This is a genomic window from Bradyrhizobium cajani (genome assembly GCF_009759665.1).
GTDB lineage: Bacteria > Pseudomonadota > Alphaproteobacteria > Rhizobiales > Xanthobacteraceae > Bradyrhizobium > Bradyrhizobium cajani.
On record NZ_WQNE01000037.1, the window covers coordinates 1 to 17073 of the forward strand.

General features: G+C 64.7%; 17 protein-coding genes. 7 read left to right on the top strand and 10 right to left on the bottom strand.

The window, feature by feature from the left end:
- Nucleotides 1-314, top strand: a 314-nt coding sequence (locus GPL20_RS39220) for a hypothetical protein (RefSeq protein ID WP_205751218.1), incomplete at its 5' end; no start/stop codon positions are given.
- 90 nt (nt 315-404) lie between these two features.
- On the top strand, nt 405-1214 hold the full coding sequence (locus tag GPL20_RS31935) for a DUF3108 domain-containing protein (protein WP_167533310.1): 810 nt from the start codon (nt 405-407) through the stop codon (nt 1212-1214).
- A gap of 393 nt (nt 1215-1607) precedes the next feature.
- Here the strand turns inward: GPL20_RS31935 and GPL20_RS31940 are convergent, their stop codons facing one another.
- On the bottom strand, nt 1608-1862 hold the full coding sequence (locus GPL20_RS31940) for a hypothetical protein (protein WP_157335307.1): 255 nt from the start codon (nt 1860-1862) through the stop codon (nt 1608-1610).
- 62 nt (nt 1863-1924) lie between these two features.
- Between GPL20_RS31940 and GPL20_RS31945 the strand changes: the two genes are divergently transcribed.
- From GPL20_RS31945 to GPL20_RS31960, 4 genes are all read left to right on the top strand, one after another.
- Nucleotides 1925-5356, top strand: a complete 3432-nt coding sequence (locus tag GPL20_RS31945) for a helicase-related protein (RefSeq protein ID WP_157335309.1) — start codon at nt 1925-1927, stop codon at nt 5354-5356.
- 87 nt (nt 5357-5443) lie between these two features.
- On the top strand, nt 5444-5704 hold the full coding sequence (locus GPL20_RS31950; protein WP_309143221.1) for an RNA-binding S4 domain-containing protein: 261 nt from the start codon (nt 5444-5446) through the stop codon (nt 5702-5704).
- 136 nt (nt 5705-5840) lie between these two features.
- Complete coding sequence (gene fdxA / locus GPL20_RS31955; protein WP_018643465.1) at nt 5841-6179, top strand: ferredoxin FdxA; 339 nt, start codon at nt 5841-5843, stop codon at nt 6177-6179.
- Nucleotides 6180-6522: 343 nt separating this feature from the next.
- Complete coding sequence (locus GPL20_RS31960) at nt 6523-7329, top strand: CarD family transcriptional regulator (RefSeq protein WP_157335311.1); 807 nt, start codon at nt 6523-6525, stop codon at nt 7327-7329.
- Between the two features lie 78 nt (nt 7330-7407).
- On the opposite strand, the gene GPL20_RS31965 is transcribed toward GPL20_RS31960, so the two are convergent.
- Together GPL20_RS31965 and GPL20_RS31970 are read right to left on the bottom strand one after the other, a co-directional pair.
- Entirely contained in the window at nt 7408-8814 is a 1407-nt protein-coding gene (locus GPL20_RS31965) for an adenylate/guanylate cyclase domain-containing protein (RefSeq protein ID WP_157335313.1), read from the bottom strand.
- A 37-nt stretch (nt 8815-8851) separates the two neighbouring features.
- Nucleotides 8852-9223 carry a winged helix-turn-helix transcriptional regulator gene (locus GPL20_RS31970; protein WP_157335315.1) on the bottom strand — a complete coding sequence of 124 codons (372 nt, stop codon included), beginning with the start codon at nt 9221-9223 and terminating at the stop codon, nt 8852-8854.
- 109 nt (nt 9224-9332) lie between these two features.
- Here GPL20_RS31970 and GPL20_RS31975 point away from each other — a divergent pair, with 109 nt between their 5' ends.
- On the top strand, nt 9333-10037 hold the full coding sequence (locus GPL20_RS31975; RefSeq protein ID WP_157335461.1) for a glutathione S-transferase family protein: 705 nt from the start codon (nt 9333-9335) through the stop codon (nt 10035-10037).
- Between the two features lie 27 nt (nt 10038-10064).
- Here the strand turns inward: GPL20_RS31975 and GPL20_RS31980 are convergent, their stop codons facing one another.
- The 7 genes from GPL20_RS31980 to cyoA are packed head-to-tail and all read right to left on the bottom strand — an operon-like array spanning nt 10065 to nt 17001.
- Complete coding sequence (locus GPL20_RS31980; RefSeq protein WP_157335317.1) at nt 10065-10598, bottom strand: response regulator transcription factor; 534 nt, start codon at nt 10596-10598, stop codon at nt 10065-10067.
- Nucleotides 10588-11994, bottom strand: coding sequence for an ATP-binding protein (locus GPL20_RS31985; RefSeq protein WP_167533306.1), 1407 nt, complete (start codon nt 11992-11994; stop codon nt 10588-10590). The genes GPL20_RS31980 and GPL20_RS31985 overlap by 11 nt, the downstream gene beginning before the upstream one ends.
- Nucleotides 11966-12814 (bottom strand): SURF1 family protein, encoded by an 849-nt coding sequence (locus GPL20_RS31990; protein WP_254125466.1) that lies wholly within the window; start codon nt 12812-12814, stop codon nt 11966-11968. Before GPL20_RS31990 ends, GPL20_RS31985 begins: the two co-directional genes overlap by 29 nt.
- Nucleotides 12815-12827: 13 nt before the next feature.
- Complete coding sequence (cyoD, locus tag GPL20_RS31995; protein ID WP_157335321.1) at nt 12828-13205, bottom strand: cytochrome o ubiquinol oxidase subunit IV; 378 nt, start codon at nt 13203-13205, stop codon at nt 12828-12830.
- On the bottom strand, nt 13202-13831 hold the full coding sequence (gene cyoC / locus GPL20_RS32000) for a cytochrome o ubiquinol oxidase subunit III (RefSeq protein ID WP_157335323.1): 630 nt from the start codon (nt 13829-13831) through the stop codon (nt 13202-13204). Before cyoC ends, cyoD begins: the two co-directional genes overlap by 4 nt.
- Nucleotides 13832-15829 (bottom strand): cytochrome o ubiquinol oxidase subunit I, encoded by a 1998-nt coding sequence (gene cyoB, locus GPL20_RS32005; RefSeq protein WP_157335325.1) that lies wholly within the window; start codon nt 15827-15829, stop codon nt 13832-13834.
- Nucleotides 15830-15840: 11 nt separating this feature from the next.
- Nucleotides 15841-17001: a ubiquinol oxidase subunit II gene (gene cyoA / locus GPL20_RS32010; RefSeq protein ID WP_254125464.1), complete on the bottom strand. Its 1161-nt coding sequence runs from the start codon at nt 16999-17001 to the stop codon at nt 15841-15843.
- Between the last annotated feature and the right edge of the window lie 72 nt (nt 17002-17073).

Below are 17073 nucleotides of genomic sequence, written 5' to 3' on the forward strand. Positions count from 1 at the left end.
TAGTCAAGGATTTGGGGCGGCTTTCGTGCTCCAGGCTCGCTGTCGTCGCCCGGCTTCACCGGGCGATCCAGTACGCCGAGACGGCCGTGATTGACCAGAGGGGCCGCGGCGTACTGGATGCCCCGGTCAAGCCGGGGCATGACAGCGGAATGGGGGGACGGAGCTGCGCGCTACTGACCCACCCTCCGATCACCAAAATGGCAATGATTAGCGCGCCTTACCATCACATAAAGGGCGCAATCGCCGCTGATGAGTTGGCTCAAGTTCCGCAGCCGCGCGCCCGGACGCATTGCCTGCCGCCAATTTCGGCTTAAGTAACTCTTCGATTGGCGCCCCGATTGGAAAGCTTCGTGCCCACCCCAACCCTTTTTTCGCCCCGGCTCGGCTCTGCCGGCCGGCTGGTCCTGGCGGCTCTTTGCGCGCTGGCCCTGGCATGGGAAGCGCGGCCCGCGGCCGCGCAGGGCAAGCTCGAGGCGCAGTATGAGGCAACGCTATCAGGCATTCCCGTCGGCAGGGGCGCCTGGAACATCGACATCGGCGACGACGTGTTCGCGGCCGCGGCCTCGGGCGGCACCACCGGGCTTTTGAAATCGTTCGCGGGCGGGTCCGGCACCGGCGCCTCGCAGGGGCGCGTGGTCAACGGCGCGCTGGTGGCGACCGGCTACCAGGCCTCCACCACCACCTCGAAGAAGACCGAGGAGATCCGCATCACCCTCGACAAGGGCAATGTGAAGGAATTCGGCATCCTGCCGGAGCCGCCGGTCGATCCCGACCGCATCGTCGTCACCGACGCGCATCGCCGCGGCGTCTGGGACCCGATGACGGCCTCGATGCTGCGCGTGCCCGGCACCGGCGATCCGGTCTCGCCGGAGGCCTGTCACAACGGAGCGCCCGTGTTCGACGGCCGCATGCGCTACGACCTCAAGCTCGATTTCAAGCGCATGGAGAGCGTGAAGGCGGAAAAGGGCTATCGTGGCCCGGTGGTGGTCTGCGCGCTCTATTTCGTCCCTGTCGCGGGCTACATCCCCGACCGCCCCGTGATCAAATATCTCGCCGCCCAGCGCAACATCGAGATCGCCTTCGCCCCGGTGGCGGGGACGCGCATCCTGGTCCCGTTCTGGCTGAAAGTGCCGACCCCCCTGGGGCCGGCTATGCTGGAAGCGACCAGCTTCATCACCTCGCCCCAGCCGCCGCGCGTGGCGAAGACGCAGTAAACTCCGCCGTCATTCCGGGGCGCGCGCAGCGCGAACTACGGTGCGCAATTGCGCACCTGAGAATCCATCGGGCCACAGAGACGGCCTCACGATGGATTCCGGGTTCTCGCTTCGCGAGCCCCGGAATGACGAGGAGATGATTTTCGAAATCTAAAAACTCTTGTAAGTACAATAACTTACCTACTGTGCATGGGGTTGTTTTCGCACTTTTTGTTTCGCCGGGGTCAGCGCTTCCTGAATCCATTTGACTCCACCCCGATTCTGATTCGACTCCACGCCATCCCCAACTTAAGGGATTCCGTCATGGAAACGCCGCTTGTGCGACAGGGCAAAACTCCATCTAGTGCGCAACCAATACGAGTCCCGCGACATGTTGCGTGAACGGAACAGGACTCAAATGGGAGTCAGCGATTCGGCCGCGATTCGTTCTAGAGTCGTTCCGAAGCTTAAGGCCAACGGGAAAAGCGTCGCAAAGTGAAACAGTTGCGCGAGGTTTGGGGAAGGCGCTCCTACCCATTCGGTGTCATCGCCCGGCTTGACCGGGCGATCCAGTACGCCGAGGTGGCTGTGGTTGAGCGGATGGGCCGCGGCGTACTGGATGCCCCGGTCAAGCCGGGGCATGACCGCGGGGTGCGTGGTCGGCGCCATGCACCTCATCGCCCCAGACAGCACTGACATTCGCCCCAATCGCCACTACCTAATCCCTGGACATGGCCTTCTCTCCCTCCCCCTTCGCTTCCGAGCGCGCACCCGGCGCGGGCGTCACCGCGGTGCTCGGGCCGACCAACACCGGCAAGACCCATCTCGCCATCGAGCGGATGCTGGCGCATCCCAGTGGCATGATCGGCCTGCCGCTGCGCCTGCTCGCGCGCGAGGTCTACAACAAGATCGCCGCGCGGGTCGGAGCCGAGGCCGTCGCGCTGGTGACGGGCGAGGAGAAGATCAAGCCGAAGAACCCGCGCTATTGGGTCTCGACCGTCGAGGCGATGCCGCGCGATCTCGACTTGTCGTTCCTCGCCGTCGACGAGGTCCAGATCGCTTCCGATCTCGAACGCGGCCACGTCTTCACCGACCGCATCCTCAACCGCCGCGGCCGCGACGAGACGCTGCTGCTGGGGGCTGCGACGATGCGCCCGATCATCGAGCGCCTGTTGCCGGGCGTGTCCATGATCACGCGGCCGCGCCTGTCGCAGCTGGAATTCGCCGGCGACCGCAAGATCACGCGCCAGCCGCGGCGCACCGCCATCGTCGCGTTCTCCGCGGATGAAGTCTACGCCATCGCCGAGCTGATCCGCCGCCAGCATGGCGGCGCCGCCGTGGTGCTGGGCTCGCTGTCGCCGCGCACCCGAAACGCGCAAGTGGCGATGTTCCAGAATGGCGACGTCGACTATCTCGTCGCCACCGACGCCGTCGGCATGGGCCTCAATCTCGACGTCGATCACGTCGCCTTCGCCTCCGACCGCAAGTTCGACGGCTACCAGTTCCGCCGCCTGACGCCGGCCGAGTTCGCGCAGATCGCCGGCCGCGCGGGACGGGCCACGCGCAACGGCACCTTCGGCACCACGGGCCGCTGCGCGCCGTTCGAGCCCGAGCTCGTCAATGCGCTCCAGAACCACACCTTCGACGCCGTGAAGATGCTGCAATGGCGCAATTCGAAGCTGGATTTCTCCTCGCTCGGCGCGCTCCAGGTGTCGCTGAACCTCGCCCCCGGCCACGAGGCCTTGACGCGCGCGCCGATCGCCGAGGACATGCGCGTGCTCGACCACGCCGCCCGCGACGTCGAGGTGCGCGATATCGCGCATGGCAAGGCGGCGGTGGAGCGGTTGTGGGAGGCCTGCCAGGTCCCGGATTACCGCAAGCTGTCGCCGGCGGCCCATGCCGAACTCGTGACCACGCTGTACGGCTTCCTGATGCAGAAGGGATGTATCCCCGATTCCTGGTTTGCCGCCCAGGTCGACCAGGCCGACCGCGTCGACGGCGACATCGACACGCTGTCGGCCCGGATCGCGCAGATTCGCACCTGGACCTTCGTCGCCAACCGCCCGGACTGGCTGAAAGACCCCGAACGCTGGCAGGGGATCGCACGGGAGGTCGAAAATAAACTATCGGATGCGCTCCATGAACGCTTGACTGAGCGTTTCGTTGATCGTCGGACCAGTGTATTGATGCGCCGCCTGCGGGAGAACACGAGCTTGAATACGGAAATCGGCAAGACCGGCGAAGTCATCGTCGAAGGCCATGTCATCGGCCGCCTCGATGGCTTCACCTTTGCACCGGATGCGGCGGAAGCCGGCTCCGATGCGAAGGCATTGCAGGCTGCCGCGCAAGCGGTGCTCGCCGGCGAGATCAACGCGCGCGCCGAAAAACTGGGCAACGCGCCGGACGAGCAGTTCGTGCTGACCTCGGAAGGCACCATCCGCTGGACCGGCGATGCCGTGGCGCGGCTGTCTGCCGCAGAGGAGGCGCTGCATCCGCGCATCCGCATCATCTCGGATGAAAGGCTGACCGGGGCACCGCGCGAAAAAGTGCAGGCCCGGCTCGACCTCTGGCTCAAGACGCATATCGAAAAATTGCTCGGACCGATGTGCGAGCTCGGCAAGGCCGAGGACGTCACTGGCATTGCCCGCGGCATCGCCTATCAGCTGGTCGAGGCGCTCGGCGTGCTCGAGCGTCCCAGAATCGCGAACGAGCTGAAGGATCTCGACCAGCCCTCGCGCGCCACCTTGCGCAAATACGGCGTCCGCTTCGGCGCCTATCACATCTATTTCCCCGGCCTGCTCAAGCCCGCCGCGCGTGCGCTCGCCGCGCTGTTGTGGGCGCTGAAGCAGGACAATGTCGATCTCTCCGCGCTGTCAGGCGCGCAGCATCTGGCATCTTCGGGCCGCACCTCGTTCCCGGTCGACAAGCAGCTGCCGCGCGATGCCTATCGCGTGCTCGGCTACAAGCAGGCCGGCGAGCGTGCCGTGCGCGTCGACATCCTGGAGCGGCTTGCCGACCTGATCCGCCCGGCGCTGGCCTGGCGCGAGAACTCGCCCGGCGAAAAGCCCGCCGGCGCATTCGACGGCCGCAGCTTCGTGGTGACGCAGGCGATGACCTCGCTCACGGGCTCTGCGGGCGAAGATTTCGCCTCGGTGCTGCGTGCCCTGGGCTATCGCATGGAGAAGCGCCCGCCGCTGCCGCAAAAGCCTGTCGTCACCGAGACGGTCGCGGCCGAGGCGCCGCCCACCGAGGGCACCGCCGAGAGTTCGACCGAGACATCCCCCGAGACGGCCGCTGAGGCCGTCGCCGGCCTGCCGGCAGAGCCGGCTGCATCCACCGAGATCGCTGCTGAAGCCGTCACCGTCGAAGACGCGCCCGGCATGGAGCAGGAGGACGAGGGCGCGCACGAGGAGCCGGCGCTGGACGCATTGCCCGAAGCGCCCGTCACGCCCGAAGATGCCCCCGGCATCGCGCCGCCGGCCGAAGAGGCCGCCGTGCCCACGGAGGCTGCCGGCCTCGAAGCCGCACCCGCCGAGACCGCCGCGGTGGAAGCGGCTGCATCGGCCGATGCAGCAGCGCCCGTCGAGGCCGCAGCGACGCCCGCCGAGCCCGAGCTCGTCGAGGTCTGGCGTCCGGGCGGCCGGCACGAGGATCGCAAGCCGCGCCACGAGCGCCATCGCCACCAGCGTCATCATCACCGCCCGCAGGCTGGTGCTGAGGCAGGTGCCGCGCCCGCGGAAGGCGAGGCCGCGCAAGGCGCCGACGGCGAGAGGCGCGGCGAGCGCCATCGTCACGGTGGTCATCGCCGCGATGGGGCCAAGGACTTTCGCAAGCCGCGCGAGGGTGGTGCCGAAGGCGCGCCGCGCCAGGAGGGGCGCGACGACAGGAATCGCCGTTTCGAGGGCAAGGACCGCGACAACAGGGATCGCGATCGCAACCGCGACAACAAAGGCAAGTTCGGCGGCGATCGCGACAAGGGTCGCGAGCATCGTGGCCGTGACCGCGACAAGGGCCGCGACCGGCGCGACCGCGAGTCCGGCCCGTCGCTGCGGCCCTATGCCTCCAGCGCGAATCCGCGCGAACGCGATCGTCCGGTCGATCCGAACTCGCCCTTCGCAAAGCTCGCCGCGCTGAAAGAGCAGCTCTCCGGCCGGAAGGAGTAGCATAGCGTTTTTGAGCGAAGTGCGGAGCGGTTCGCGTGAAGAAAACGCGTCAGAAGGAATAGAGCCACGACCACCGAGCGGCAGCGCATCGACAAATGGCTGTGGCATGCGCGGGTGGTGAAGGCGCGCACCTCCGCGGCCGAGCTGGTCGTCACCGGCCATGTTCGCGTCAACGGTGCACGCGAGACGTCGCCGGGGCATGCGATCAAGATCGGCGACGTGCTCACCGTCGCGCTCGATCGCACCGTGCGGGTCTTGAAAGTGACCGCCTTCAACGCGCGCCGCGGCGATGCGGCCTCGGCACGCGTGCTCTACGAGGAGCTCGGCGACGCCAAGCGCAATTCGTAATCAATTGCGCTTTGTATTCATTTCTTGGCCGATCAAACGCACACAACTGTCATGATCGGCCGTTCCCGACCTTGCAGCGCCGGGCCATCCGCGCTACGCAAGCCGCGACTTTTAAAAGAGCTTTTCGGAGCGTTGGATGACTTACGTCGTCACTGAAAACTGCATCAAGTGCAAGTACACCGACTGCGTCGAGGTCTGCCCGGTCGACTGCTTCTACGAGGGTGACAACATGCTGGTCATCCATCCTGACGAATGCATCGACTGCGGCGTGTGCGAGCCGGAATGCCCCGCCGACGCCATCAAGCCGGATACGGAACCGGGACTGGAAAAGTGGCTCCAGGTCAACGCCGACTACGCCAAGAGCTGGCCGAACATCACCCAAAAGAAAGAATCACCCGCCGACGCCAAGGAATTCGACGGCATGGAGGGCAAGTTCGAGAAATATTTTTCTCCGAACCCTGGATCCGGAGACTAATCGGGCTCAAACTTAACCCTAATACCTTCGTCAGCGCTGAAAAGCAGTCACAAAAGCCCCTAAATCATTGATTTTTGCGGGAAATGTGCTATATTGGGCACATTAAGCCGAACCCCGTCAGCCCCGTTGGCCCCTCAGGGTTCCCGTGAAACCAAATGTCGAACAGGGGCGTGGCAGTTTCCGCGCGCAGGCTGTGTCACAGAAAACGCGTAAAAAGAGTACTTCAGCGAGGGCTTCCCATAAGGAGGCCAAAAAAGTCGCCGCGGCCAGCCGTAGCGCATCCAAGGGTCGGACCGCGACGAAGGCGCCGGCTGCAAAGTCCTCGAAGAACAAAAGAAGCGCAATGCCTAACAAGACTGCCAAACCGGCCGCGAAAGCGACCGTTGCCAAGCCTGCTGCCAAGCCCGCTATTGCCAAGGCTCACGCTGCCAAGCCTGCTGCGCCGAAGGCACCCGTTGCTGCTCCTGCCAAGGCTCCCGTCGCCGCCAAGCCGGCTGTGAAGCCCGCCGCTGCGCCGAAGGTCGAGGAAAAGAAGGTCGTGACCCAGCGTCAGGGCTTCAAGGCCAACGAATTCGTCGTCTATCCCGCTCACGGCGTCGGCCAGATCCTGGCCATCGAGGAGCAGGAGATCGCCGGTGCCAAGCTCGAACTGTTCGTCATCAACTTCATCAAGGACAAGATGACGCTGCGCGTTCCGACCGCCAAGGTCGCCAATGTCGGCATGCGCAAGCTGTCCGAGCCCGCGCTGGTGAAGAAGGCGCTGGAGACCCTCAAGGGCCGCGCCCGCGTCAAGCGCACCATGTGGTCGCGCCGCGCCCAGGAATACGAAGCGAAGATCAATTCGGGCGATATCGTCGCGATCGCGGAAGTCGTGCGCGACCTCTACCGCTCGGAGTCGCAGCCCGAGCAGTCCTACTCCGAACGCCAGCTCTATGAAGCGGCGCTCGATCGTCTGTCCCGCGAGATCGCGGTGGTCCAGCACTCGACCGAGACCGAAGCGGTCAAGGAGATCGAGGCCCAGCTCGCCAAGAGCCCGCGCCGCACCAACGCCAAGGCGGAAGCCGCCGACGGCGAGGCCGACACGGATGCCGAGGGCGATACCGACGATACCGATGGCGACGACACCACCGTCGCCGACGAGGCTGCGTAAGCGCCTCTCGCGTCGATCGCAACAGAAAAGCCCGGCCGTTCGGCCGGGCTTTTTTGTCGGACTCGTGACACGGTGGCGTCAGGTACGATCGGCCAGCTGCGAGCCGCGCGCTTGGGTCCATATTCCGATCGGCCGCTGGATTCCTCGGATGGTCTGCGGCTCCCGCGCCATCAATGGCTGAAATGTTTCGGCTGCGTTGCCAAGTTCGGCCTTGGCGCGGCTGACGAGATCCTCGCTTGCAACCAGCGCACAATCGAACGTGCGGGTCAGCGCCTCAAGACGGCTTGCCGTATTGACGGTCGCGCCGATCACTGCAAATTCCAGACAGGTCTGCCCGATATCGCCGAGCACCACCGGCCCATAATGCAAGCCGAAGCTCACGCGCAACGGCGGCTCACCGGAAGCTCGTCGTTGTTCGTTCCAGCCGTCCGCCGCGGTGATCATCGCCTGGGCACACCGCAGCGCGTTGCTGGCATCGTTCGCGCCGGCAAAGGGCGTGCCGAACGTCGCCATCAAACCATCCCCGAGATATTTGTCGAGGGTGCCGCCATGGCGGAAAACCTCCTGCTCCATCAATCCGTGGAATTCGCGCAACGTTCGCACCACCTCCTGCGGCGAGCGCGCATCGGCAAAGGCCGTGAAGCCGACGATGTCGACGAATAGCACCGCCGCATGTTGCGTGCGTACCTGCTTCAGCGGCTCGTCCTGCTTCGACAACTCCGCCACCACGTTGGGTGAGAAGTAGCGGGCAAGATTGCCGCGTTCGCGCTCCACCGCGGCATGCCGGACCAGCAGCTCATTGCTGCGGCGGACCGCGAGCGCCAAGGTGGCGGCCACGATCATGAACACGACGATTTCCTGGATGCGAACGTGGAATCCGATCGCATTGGGCGAGATCATCGCGAACAACCGGTGATCGCTGCCCACTGCGGCTGCGATGCGGGCCGTCAGCGCAGGATCGCGGTCGGGTGTCCACCATACCCAGGCCATGCCGATCATCCAGAGCGCCGCGGTCCACGTCCCCATCGCAATCACGGTCCGCCATGAATAGGCCAGCGTGGCGCCAGCGAGCAGTACGAAGAAATAGATGAAGTTGCCGAAATGGTACTGCATAGCGACCGGCCAATGCGCAGTTCCGAATGGATTGGGGACCACGATGATCAAAGTGAGCAGCGCAAGATCGCAGAACAGCAGCGCCAATTCTGGACGTGATACGCCCACTCGCCCAACCCTGACCTGGGCCCAGCCAATCAGCGCGAACAGGCCGAGCAACGCGACGTAGTAGAGCTGCTCCCAAGCGGGGTTGATAACCAGCAGCAGGCAGCCAATGACGGCGAGAGCGACATAGCGCGCCCGCACGGCAAGTTGCAGGCCTTCCTGCTTGGCGGAAACCAGGGCGGCTTGTGCGAACTGAACTGTTTCAGCGTCGCGCCTGCTCGGCGTAGCCGAAAGCGTGGCCGGCAGGTTGAAGCGCTCGACGAGCATTGTCACGGAAGTCTCCTCGCTTGGGTCCTCGGCCGCCTCAATTCTTCTGCGTCGTTGTCGAAACGCGAATTTCATCCCCACGGCCATCTCCGTCAGCCGTGGCCGCAACCGACGCCCACCAGTCCCCCAATCCATCGATCAACGGCACGAGCGAGCGACCGGCGGACGTCAGATCGTATTCCACCCGCAGCGGGTAGCCGGCGAACTCGGTGCGGGTGACGACACCGGCGTCCTCCAGCTTGCGAAGCTCAAGTGCTAGCATCCTGTGCGAGATGGTCGGATTGTCCCGGCGCAAGTCGCTGAAGCGCTTGGTACCCTGCTTCAGATAATAGATCAGAAGCGTAGGCCAGCGACCGCTCAGAATCTGCATCACCTCCTCGATGGGGCATCTGGAAACGAGATCTTTCATCGGCGACTCCAGGTTACAAAAAAGTTCGTAATTTACTTGACCCAGCGAGTGACTACGGTCCGCAGCAACGCTGCGCAGCGTGATCAGCAGAAATCACGGAGAATGGATCATGGATCCGATCTTAATCTATGGCTTCCCGATGGGAAGCTCCATGGGACTCGTCGCGGCGCTCGAATGGCTGGGCAAGCCATATCGGCTATGTCGCGTCGACATGCTAGGCGAGATGCGGAGCCCGTCCTACGCCCGAATCAATCCGCGACATGAGACGCCCGCGTTCATCACCGGACAGGGCGAGGTGTTGACGGAAACAATGGCGATCGTGGCATGGCTCGAAGCCAGGGACGCCGAACGGCGCATCAGCTTCGATCCGCTGTCGCGACAAGCCGACCGCATGCATCAGCTCATGGCGTTCGTGAATACCGGCTTTACCGCTGCCTTCGCGCCGCTCTGGGCCGCAATGGAAGGTGAAGCGATGGAGCCTGCCATAAAGTCGGCCCTGCGGGCCTTTGGCGCTCGGAAGGTGATTGAGCGCCACGACAAGCTCGAACAGATGATCGGATCGCGAGAATTCCTGCTCGGCGACCGGCCGACCCTTGCCGACGCCTTGCTCGCAGGCGTCGCGCGCTGGCTCGACGTCCACGCGGTTGCGGAGAGCAGCCGTTGGCCGAAGCTCGCGGCCGTGCGCATTCGCCTCGAAGCCGATCCTGCGGTCCTCTACGCCATGGCTCTGGAGAACGGCGACTCCGATCCGGGAACAGGATTGTGCGCAGGCCACATCGCGCTGGCCGATGTGATTGCGCGGTTTGGCAAATAGGAAGGCGGAGCGTCGAGGCAGCTCCTCTTACTTCACCGGCCGCTTTTCCAGCTTTCTCGCCAGCGTGCGCCGGTGCATCCCGAGCCGCCGCGCCGCCTCCGAGATGTTGAAATCGGTCTCGATCAGGGTCTGGTGGATGCGTTCCCATTCAAGGGTTTTGATCGAGGTCGGCCGCGCATCGAGTGCGACTTCGGCGTTGCCTTCGGCCTTGTGGAAGGCAGCTTCGATGTCGTCGGTGTTCGATGGCTTTGCCAGATAGTGGCAGGCGCCCAGCTTTATCGCCTCGACGGCGGTGGAGATGCTGGCAAAGCCGGTCAGCACCACGATCAGCATGTCGGGATCATGCGTGTGCAGCAGCTCGACACAGGCGAGCCCAGAGGCCCCGCCGAGCTTGAGATCGACCACGGCGTGGCCGAAAGAGCGGTCCTCCAGCACTTTCTGGACCTCTTCGATCGAGGCCGCCAGCACGACCTCGTAGCCGCGGCGCTCGAACGAGCGTTTCAGCGTGCGCGCGAAGCCGGCATCGTCCTCGACGACGATGAGCGAACGGTCAGGCGTCAAAATTCCCTCCGATCGCGAGCGTTGCGAGCGGCAGCGTCAGGCGGACGGTGGCGCCGCGCTTCCGGTGGTTCTCGGCGGTCACGGTGCCCCCTAGCTTGCGCACGACGTTCACCACCAGGAACAGGCCGAGCCCGCCGCCGGCACGGCCCTTGCTCGATTGATAGGGCTTGCCGAGCTGCGCCAGCATCTCCGGCGCAAAGCCCGGGCCGCGATCGCTGATCGACAGCACGAGATTGTCGCCCTCGCGTTCGGCGAGAAGCTCGACCCACTCGCGCGAGACCTCGTAGGCGTTGTCGAGCACGTTGAAGATCACCTGCTTCAGCGCGATGTCGGAAACGATCGCAACGTCCTCGCCGAACGTGTTGACGAAGTACAGCGTGCGCGCCGAGCGCGCGTTGCGCCATTCCTCCACCAGCGCGGTGACGAAGTCCGCCACCGTCGTCGGCGATGAGCCCTCGCCGCGCGCTTCGCCCGCCGACACCAGGATGCCCGTGACGATCGATTTGCAGCGTTGCAGCGAGGTTTCCATCTCCGCGAGATCCTCGGCGAGCTCCTGATCGGCGGCGAGGTCCGGCATGCGCCGCCAGTCGCTGAGGATCACCGACAGCGAAGCGAGCGGCGTGCCGAGCTCGTGGGCTGCGCCGGAGGCGAGCAGGCCCATGCGCACGATGTGGTCCTGCTCGGCCGCATGCTGGCGCAGCGCCGCCAGATGCGCGTCGCGCTCGCGCAAATTCCTGTTGATGCGGGTGACGAACACCACCAGCAGCACGGCGTTGAGCACGAAGCCGAGCAGCATGCCGGTGACGGTGAGGCTATAGGTCTCGCTGATGGGATTTGGCGGCAGGTCGAGCGGCCGGTAGGCGAGCGTCAGCCACACGAAGCTCGCGCAGGTCAGGGCGACCAGCGACCAGGTCGAGCGGCCGTCGAGCAGCACCGCGCCGAGCGTCACCTGGAGCAGGAACAGCGAGGTGAAGGGATTGGTGGCGCCGCCGGAGAGGTAGAGCTGCGCGGTCAGCGCGGCGACGTCGAGCATCAGCGCGACCAGGAGCTCGTTGTTGGTGATTGCGGCGCGATGGCGCACCCAGACCAGGCTGGAGACGTTGAGCAGCACCAGCGCGCCGATCACCGCGCCCATCCGTTCCAGCGGCAGGGGAATGCCGAGCCCGAAATGCACGCCGCCGATGGTCACGATCTGCCCGACCACCGCGGTCCAGCGCAGCTGGATCAGCAGCGCCATGTTCTTGCGATTGGTCTCGTCGTCGGTCGGCGTAGCGCCGATCAGCTCGGTGCGTGCATCCGCCTGCGATAGCAGCGTGACGACCGGCTCGCCGCCATGGGCAAGCATCCGGGGAAGCGACTTTCCGTCGTCAGGTCGGCTCGACGATCGTTCCAGCATCTGATCCCGTCCTGCGGGCAGCGGCATCCGAGCCGCCGGCCGGTTCTTGGACGAAGCGCCCGCGGCGGAACAGCCCGCCGCCGAACGTGACGAAAAGTTTACCGGCCAGCATCAACGCCAGGGCAAACCACGTCAGCGCGTAGATCAGGTGGTTATTGGGAAAGCGCACCACGGTCAATCCGCCGATTGGACCGCCGGCGCTTTGTGATCCGGCGTCGGCATCGATGAAGAAGGGGGCGACCTCGTGAAGGCCGCGTGCCGCCGCGATCGCAGCGACATCCCGCGAGTACCAGCGGTTGTGCTGCGGAACGTTGTTCCTGAGGAATCCGCCCTTTGGCTCGGTCATGCGCAACAGACCGGTGATCTCGACCTTCCCGTCCGGATTGCCGTCCCGGCGTGTCGATGCGTCGCGCCGTTCGGACGGCACGAAGCCGCGGTTGACCAGGACCTGCGTGCCGTCGTCGCGCTGAAGCGGCGTCAGCACCCAATAGCCGGGGCCTTCCTCGGTGACGGCCTGAACCAGCGTCTCGCGGTCGTGCAGGAAGCGGCCGGCGACGCTGACGTGCCGGTACTCGTCGTTCGCGGTGGAGACCATGGGCCATGCCGCCGGCGCGGGAATCGGCTGGGCCGGGGCATGGACGCGCTGCTCGACGCGGTCGATCAGCGCCAGCTTCCAGGCGCGGCGCTCGATCTGCCAGACGCCGAGAGCGATCAGGGCAACGAAGGCCGCGAGCGAGAGGACCGTGAGCCACAGGGAGGGGCGCGCAGCATTGCCACGCGTCCCGCCTGCCTTGCCCGTCACGGTCCAGGTCTTGTTCACTTCAGAGTCTCGCTCACTTCATTCCGCTCATCTGGTGGATCGGCATCATGTTGCTGTTGAGGTGGTTCATCACCCACAGCGAGCCGGACAGCGCGATCACCACCATGACGATGGTGAAGATCAGCGCCATCATGCTCCAGCCGTTCTCCGACGTCGTGTTCATGTGCAGGAAGTAGATCATGTGCACGACGATCTGCACGACGGCGAAGGCCATGATGACGAGCGCCGTGATCTGCTTGCTCGGCAGCGCGCCACTCATCACCAGCCAGAACGGGATCGCGGTGAGCACGACCGAGAGCACGAAGCCGAGCATATAGGTCGAGAACGTGCCGTGGGCGTGGCCGTCGCCGTGGTGATCGTCCGCGTGCGCTGTGTGGGTATCGGTGTTCATCGCAGAACTCCCAGGAGATAGACGAAGGTGAAGACGCCGATCCAGACCACGTCGAGGAAGTGCCAGAACATCGACAGGCACATCAGGCGGCGGCGGTTGGCCTCGATCAGGCCGAACTTCCAGACCTGCACCATCAGGGTCACCAGCCAGATCAGGCCGCAGGAGACGTGCAGGCCGTGGGTGCCGACCAGGGTGAAGAAGGCGGACAGGAAGGCGCTGCGCTGGGGCGTGGCACCCTCATGGATCATGTGGGCGAACTCGGTGAGTTCGATGCCGATGAAGGCGAGGCCGAACAGGCCGGTGATCGCCAGCCACATCTGCGTCTGCGCGACCTTGTTCTGCTGCATCGTCAGCATGGCGAAGCCGTAGGTGATCGACGACAGCAGCAGCATCGACGTGTTCACCGCGACCAGATTCAGGTCGAACAGATCCTTCGGTGCGGGACCGGCGGCGTAGTTGCCGCCGAGCACGCCGAAGGTGGCGAACAGGATCGCGAAGATGAGACAGTCGCTCATCAGATAGATCCAGAAGCCGAGCGAGGTGCTGTAGCCTTCCGGATGCGGGTGCTCGTCGGCGAGGTAGAAGACCGGCTCGCCCGATTGAGTGGGATTGATCGCGACAGTCATTTACTTGGCTCCGGCGAGCAGTTTGGTGCGCGCGTCCTCGGTCCGGATGACGTCTTCAGCCGGAATGTCGAAGTCGCGGTGATAGTTGAAGGTGTGACCGATACCGACGACGAGCATCGCGATGAAGCTCACGGCGGCCAGCCACCACATGTACCAGATCAGGCCAAATCCCATCGCGGTGGCGAGGCCGGCGAGGATGATGCCGGTGCCGGTGCTGCTGGGCATGTGGATCGGCTTGAACCCGGTGAGCGGCCGCTGGTAGCCGCGCTTCTTCATGTCCCACCACGCGTCATTGTCGTGAACGACGGGCGTGAAGGCGAAGTTGTAGTCCGGCGGGGGCGAGGAGGTCGCCCATTCCAGCGTGCGCGCATCCCAGGGATCGCCGGTGACGTCCTTGAGTTGCTCGCGCTTGAGCAGGCTGACCGCGAACTGCATCAGCATCGAGAGGATGCCGATGAAGACGAAGACGGCTCCGATCGCGGCGATGACGAACCAGATCTGGAGCGAAGGATCGTCGAACACGCGCAGGCGGCGGGTCACGCCCATCAGGCCGAGCACATAGAGCGGCATGAAGGCGAGGTAGAAGCCGGTGACCCAGAACCAGAACGACATCTTGCCCCAGAACGGATCGAGCTTGAAGCCGAACGCCTTCGGGAACCAGTAGTTGATGCCGGCGAAGGCGCCGAACACCACGCCGCCGATGATCACGTTGTGGAAGTGCGCGATCAGGAACAGGCTGTTGTGCAGGACGAAGTCGGCCGGCGGCACCGCGAGCAGCACGCCGGTCATGCCGCCGATCACGAAGGTCAGCATGAAGGCGATCGTCCACATCATCGGCAACTCGTAGCGGATGCGGCCGCGATACATCGTGAACAGCCAGTTGAACATCTTCGCCCCTGTCGGGATCGAGATGATCATCGTGGTGATGCCGAAGAACGAGTTGACGCTGGCGCCCGAGCCCATCGTGAAGAAGTGATGCAGCCAGACCAGGTACGACAGGATCGTGATGACCACCGTGGCATAGACCATCGAGGTGTAGCCGAACAGGCGCTTGCCGGAGAAGGTCGAGGTGACTTCCGAGAAGATGCCGAAGGCGGGGAGAACCAGGATGTAGACCTCGGGATGGCCCCAGATCCAGATCAGGTTCACGTACATCATCGGGCTGCCGCCGAAGTCGTTCGTGAAGAAGTTGGTGCCGACGTAGCGGTCGAGCGAGAGCAGCGCGAGCACGACGGTCAGGACGGGGAAGGAGGCGACGATCAGGACGTTGGTGCAGAGCGAGGTCCAGGTGAACACCGGCATCTTCATCATGGTCATGCCGGGGCAGCGCAGCTTGACGATGGTGCAGATCAGGTTGATGCCGGACAACGTTGTGCCGACGCCGGCGACCTGCAGCGCCCATATGTAATAGTCGACGCCGACGTCAGGACTGTAGCCGATGTTCGACAGCGGCGGATAAGCCAGCCAGCCGGTGCGGGCGAATTCGCCAATGAACAGCGAGGCCATCACCAGCACCGCGCCGCCGACCGTCATCCAGAAGCTGAAGTTGTTCAGGAACGGGAACGACACGTCGCGCGCGCCGATCTGGAGCGGCACGACGTAGTTCATCAGGCCCGTCACCAGCGGCATCGCCACGAAGAAGATCATGATCACACCGTGGGCGGTGAAGACCTGGTCGTAGTGATGGGCGTTCAGATAACCTTCGGAGCCGCCAAAGGCGAGCATCTGCTGGCCGCGCATCATCAGCGCGTCGGCAAAGCCCCGCAGCAGCATCACGATGCCGAGGATCATGTACATGATGCCGATGCGCTTGTGGTCGACGGTGGTGAACCACTCGCGCCACAGATAGCCCCAGAGGCGGAAATAGGTGAGGCCGCCCAGCAGCACGGCGCCGCCGAGCGCCACCACCACGAAGGTGCCGACGACGATCGGCTCGTGCAGCGGCAGCGATTCGAGGCCGAGCCGGCCGAAGATGAGCTTGAGAAGATCAGGAGACATGCGGGATCTCTTTAGGAGTCTGACTTCGGACGCTGTCCGAGGAAGAAGGACGAGGACTTCAGCGGCGTGAAGGTCGGCCGCTTCAGGCCGGCGCCGAGCAGCGGCGCGGTGTCGAGGGGTGCCGTGATGGAGGCGGTGGTCTTGCCCTGCGGTGCATCGGGCGTGCAGGTGCCGGCGACGAAGCTCGGCTCCGGTCCAAGCGCGGTGCCGCGGCGGGCGTACTTGTCGTAGGCCAGCGGCAACGTGTTGTTCAGGCCCTGATGGCCGGCGCCGCCCTTGGCGTCGATCGCCATCATCTCGCTCTGGCACATCTTGCCGGTCTCGACGCACATGTTGAGGATCAGGCGGTAGAGATCGGCATCGATGGTGCCGTAGCGGCGCACCGGCTCGTTCTGGCTGGGCTTCTCGAGCTGGAGATATTCGGCGCGGCCGAGCGAGCCGCCGGCCGATTTGGCGCTGGCGATCCAGGCGTCAAAACCCTTGTCGTCGAGGCCCTGGAAGTTGAAGTGCATGCCGGAGAAACCGGCGCCGCTGTAATTCGCGGAGAAGCCCTTGTAGGTGCCGGCATGGTTGACGACGGCGTGGAGCTTGGTCTCCATGCCCGGCATCGCGTAGATCTGGCCGGCGAGCGCGGGGATGTAGAACGAGTTCATCACCGAAGAGGCGGTGATGCGGAAGGTGATCGGACGATCGACCGGAGCTGCCAGCTCGTTGACGGTGGCGATGCCGTAGTCCGGATAGATGAAGAGCCATTTCCAATCGAGCGCGACGACGTCGACCTCGAGCGGCGCCCTGGACTGGTCCACGGCGCGCTCCGCATGGATGCGGCCGAGCGTGCGATAGGGATCGAGCAGATGCGTGCCCATCCAGGTCAGCGCGCCGAGGCAGACGATGATCAGCAGCGGCGCCGACCAGATCACCAGCTCGAGCTTGGTCGAATGATCCCATTCCGGCTCGTAGCGGGCCGAACTGTTGGACTGCCGGTAGCGCCAGGCGAACAGTACCGTCAGCGCCATCACGGGGGCGACGATCAGGAGCATCAGGACGGTGGAGATGATGACGAGGTCGCGCTGCTGGGCAGCGATGTCGCCGGCTGGCGCCAGCACGACGTAGTCGCAGCCGCTAAGCACGGCAGCCAGAGGTAGTAGCGCCAGGATCTTGAGACGAGACACGGGCCGAGCCTTATGAGAATGAGTTTCCTTTGCGGGGCCAACGGGTAGCTGCGACGCAGCAATCCGGACATT